We start from the raw sequence: 2168 nt of genomic DNA on the forward strand, positions 1-2168 counted from the left end.
CAGATGCGCCGCCGCGGCCGACAGCGCCACGCCGGCGGCGCCGCACAGGCCGCCGGCCAGGACGAGGATACGGCCGCTGTTGTCGGAAGGTCGTTCGGCCGTGCTCATGTCCATGGCTCCGTGATATCAGGGGATGCCCAATCCCGTCAGGACTTGCCGGCTTTGGCGAGCATGTCCTGCTCGCGGCGCGACTGTGCGAGCCAGTTATACACCGCGCCCCCGGCCATCAAGACGGATGTGCCCAGAAACACCGAGCGCATGCCGAAATGGCCACCGGCAAAGCCGCCCAGCAGGGGGCCGGCGACCTGCCCGACATACTGGGCGGAAATCGACAGCCCGAGCACATTGCCGCCGACCCCATCGGGAACATTGTGGCGGATCACGCTGGTGATGCAGGGCAAGAGCCCGCCCAGCGCCAGGCCCATCAGGAAACGCAGGCCGATGAGTTGCCAGCTTTGCGTGACGAAGGCCTGCGGGATCAGCAGCAGTGCCGAGACGGCAAGCGCGCCGATGATGACGTTCCAGTGGCCGACGCGGTCGGCGAGTTTGCCGAGGCGCGAAGCCGACAGGATGGCGCCAAGGGCCGCCGCCGACATGACGACGCCTGATATCAGCGTGACGCGGCTCTGATCCTCGATGAGTTGCTGCACATAGACGGTGATGATCGGCTCGATCGACATGGTTGCGAAGCTCAACAGCATGCCGGTCGCCAGCATGGCGACGACAGGCCGCTTGTCGGGGATTTGTGCCCAGCCGCCTTTCTGCTTCTGCTTCGACGCGGCGTCTGCTGTTTTCGGCCGGGGATTCTCCTTGATCAGAAACGTGGTCGCCAGGAACGCCAGGAAGATGACGCCGCCGGAGAGGAGAAAGGGGGCGCGGATGCCGATCAGCGGCGGCAGGGCGCCGCCCACCAGTGGGCCGACCAGAGCCCCACCCGTGATGCCGGCCGACAGCAGGCCCAGCGCCCAGCCGGAGCGTTCCTTCGGCGTCTGCATGGCAACGAGGATGGTCGATCCCGAGGAATAGCCACCGGCAAACCCGATCAGCAGCCGCAGCAGCACCAGTTGCCAGACCGTCTGCACCATGCCGGTCAGCGACATGCATATGGCCATGCCGAAGCTGGCGCGAACCAGCATCACCTTGCGGCCGTAGCGGTCGCCGAGACGTCCCCAGAGCGGCGCCACCAGCGCCGCCGCGAAGAACGTCGCGCCATAGGCAATCCCCGACCATTGCACGATCGCCGCGTGGCCCTCGGCGCCGAGCTGCTCGATATAGAGCGGCAGGAACGGCAAAAGCAGCGTCATGGCGACAAGCGTCGAAAACGATCCGGCAACGCACACGAACAGATTGCGCCGCCAGTGGATGTTGTAGGTGCTGTCGGTCGCCGGGGGCGTGTTCTGCTGCTGCATGTCATATGTCCTGTCCCAGCAACTCTTATCGATGCTTGCTGCGGATACCAATTTGGGATACCAAGATGGTGCCCCTGATGGACGCAAGCTTGACCGCTGTCAATGCGACCGTCTCAAACGTGATCGGAAAAGGCGGCCGGCAAGACGATCGCCAGCAACGATCAGAAAATGGAAACGACAATGTCGCAGATGCAGAGCGTCGAAAAACAGCTTCGGCAAATGATCCTGGGCCTCGAGATCGGTCCCGGCGAGAAGCTGACGGAGCGCTGGATCGAGAGCCGCTTCGGCGCGTCGCGAACCCCGGTCAGGGCAGCACTTCTGCGGCTTGAGACCGAGGGCCTGGTCGGCAGGGACGGACGTGGCTGGACGGTGTCGCCGATCAATCTGGCTGAACTCGAGCAGATCGCCGTCTACAGGGAGGCAGTCGAGGTTGCGGCACTTCGCCTGACATGCGGCCTGGCGGACCGGAGCGCCGTCGATGTCATCGAGGCGATGCTCGAGTCCTGCGACAACGACACGCCGCGCGAGGAATGGCATCGCGTCGGCATGGATTTTCACATCGAACTGGCGCGTCTGTCGGGCAATGAATTCCTGTTCCGGGCGGTGCGCGATGCCATGACGCGCCTGTCGCGGGCGCGTTGGCTGGAGGTCCGCGACGAAGCGGCCCTCAGCCGCGCCTGGGCTGAACATCGCGCCATACTGGCGTCGGCACGCCTTGGCGACGCCGATGAAGCCGCGCGCCTGCTGTCAGACCACATC

General features: G+C 65.0%; 2 protein-coding genes and 1 pseudogene. 1 reads left to right on the forward strand and 2 read right to left on the reverse strand.

Annotated features, from left to right (window positions below; all coding sequences use genetic code 11):
- Together EOC06_RS44040 and EOC06_RS31955 are read right to left on the reverse strand one after the other, a co-directional pair.
- Positions 1-108 (reverse strand): annotated as a pseudogene (locus tag EOC06_RS44040) (DUF423 domain-containing protein); the annotation flags it as partial.
- 38 nt (positions 109-146) lie between these two features.
- The gene (locus tag EOC06_RS31955; protein ID WP_128309661.1) at positions 147-1409 is read right to left on the reverse strand and encodes a multidrug efflux MFS transporter; all 1263 of its coding nucleotides are present in this window, start codon (positions 1407-1409) and stop codon (positions 147-149) included.
- A 180-nt stretch (positions 1410-1589) separates the two neighbouring features.
- On the opposite strand from EOC06_RS31955, the gene EOC06_RS31960 reads away from it, so the two are divergent.
- The coding region (locus EOC06_RS31960) for a GntR family transcriptional regulator (protein WP_245470263.1) at positions 1590-2168 on the forward strand (579 nt) is incomplete at its 3' end.

The organism is Mesorhizobium sp. M7A.F.Ca.MR.362.00.0.0, from assembly GCF_004023175.1.
GTDB lineage: Bacteria > Pseudomonadota > Alphaproteobacteria > Rhizobiales > Rhizobiaceae > Mesorhizobium.